1 protein-coding gene and 1 pseudogene are annotated in these 1,243 nt (G+C 70.6%); both read right to left on the bottom strand.

The window, feature by feature from the left end; genetic code table 11:
• Positions 1-271, bottom strand: a pseudogene (locus ACSFA2_RS25555) (ABC transporter permease); the annotation flags it as partial.
• A gap of 162 nt (positions 272-433) precedes the next feature.
• Positions 434-1,243: LysR family transcriptional regulator (locus tag ACSFA2_RS25560; protein ID WP_435458131.1), on the bottom strand; the 810-nt coding region annotated here is incomplete at its 5' end.

Raw genomic sequence — 1,243 nt, forward strand, 5'->3', positions numbered from 1 at the left:
GCCACTGGTGGCGCCAGTGCTCCCACAGCAACTGCGCGCCGATGTGGTCGAGCTGCCCGATGGGGCGCAGGTCCCACGCGCGGTCGTCGGCGGGCGGGGCGGTTTCCAGGCTTTTCGCCAGCGCCTGCCATGCCGGCTTGGACGACATTGCCAGCGTGGTCCAGCAGCCGCTGGCCACTGTCCACTGGCGGCCTTCCTGCTCTCGCTGCTCGACGCGAGGCCACGCGCTGTCGGCGGCGGAAGCGTCGGCAGTCGATGTGGCAGGGGACATAGGGCGGGTGAGCGGGAAAGTTAACAAACGCGGGGTTGGAAGCGCGCATCGTAACCGGGTGCATCCAGTGTGAAGGTGCTCCAGACCCCTCGTTTGCGTAGGGCACAACGCCGTTTCTTCAGGTTTTCTTCAGGGCATGGTCGGCTGCTGTTCGGGGTGCGATCACGCCGAAAAGCCCTCGGACAGCGCCTCCCGTAGCCACCCCACAAAAGCCGTCACCGCCTGCGGCACATGCGTGGCGTAGGGCCGTATTGCATACAGCCGCTCGCCGAAAGCACCCACCGAGCGCCACTGCGGCAGCACCTGCTGCAGCTTGCCCGACTGCAGCGCCGCCTGCGCGCTGAAGTCGGGCACCAGCGCAATGCCCAGCCCGCTCAGCGCCGCGTCGCGCAGCGCCTCGCTGTTGTTTGCGACCAGTGGCCCCGAAACCGGCACCGTGATGCGCGGCGCCGAGGCCTTTGCCTCGAAGTGCCAGGTCGGCGTTTCCTGCGCGCGCGGGTAGTGCAGGCAGTCGTGCTCCGCCAGCGCCTGTGGCTCGCGCGGCGTGCCGCGGCGGCGCAGATAGGCACGGCTGGCCACCAGCACGGAGCGGGTTTCGCACAGTGTCCAGGCCACGTGCGTGTCGGGCGGCGCGGCCGTGTGGCGGATGGCCAGGTCGAAGCCCTCCATCGCCAGCGAGCTGAGCCGGTCCGACAGATCGAGCTCGATGCGCACCTCCGGCTGCGCGCGCAGGAAGTCGGCCAGCCGCGGCACCAGCTGCTGGCGAGCGAATGCCACCGGCGCCGTCACCCGCACCAGCCCGCGCGGCACCCCCGCGAGATCGCGCACGCCGGCGAAGCTGTGGGCAATCTGCTCGAAGGGGCCGCGCATGTCTTCCACCAGCCGCTGGCCGGCCTCGGTGAGCCGCACGCTGCGCGTGGTGCGCTGCACCAATGGCGCGCCGGCCGCGCGTTCGAGCTCGGCGATGCGCTG

It is taken from the genome of Variovorax cryoconiti, assembly GCF_051216395.1.
Lineage (GTDB): Bacteria > Pseudomonadota > Gammaproteobacteria > Burkholderiales > Burkholderiaceae_C > Variovorax.